Origin of the sequence: Paracoccus sp. S4493, assembly GCF_000967735.1 — a bacterium.
Classification (GTDB): domain Bacteria; phylum Pseudomonadota; class Alphaproteobacteria; order Rhodobacterales; family Rhodobacteraceae; genus Paracoccus; species Paracoccus marcusii.
In genome coordinates this window covers 1-232 of the sequence record NZ_JXYF01000350.1, presented here as the reverse complement: position 1 = coordinate 232, position 232 = coordinate 1, and the positions used below count along the sequence as shown (strand labels likewise).

General features: G+C 77.2%; 1 pseudogene. It reads left to right on the top strand.

The window, feature by feature from the left end:
• A pseudogene (locus TW83_RS21425) lies at window positions 1-232 on the top strand (sulfate ABC transporter ATP-binding protein); the annotation flags it as partial.

Here is a 232-nt window from a genome sequence, read left to right as displayed (position 1 = left end):
GGCCGGATCGAGCAGATCGGCCATGCCGACGCCATCCACGACGCCCCGGCCACCCCCTTCGTCGCGCGCTTCATGGGGGCCACGGTCCAGCTGCCTGTCACCGTCACGGCGGGCCGCGCGAAGGGGCCGGGGCTGGATCTGTCCGCGCTGCCGCAGGTCGCGTTGCGCGACGGCGCGGCGCAGCTGTTCGCGCGCCCGGCCGATCTGCGCGTCGCGCCGGACGGGGACGGGC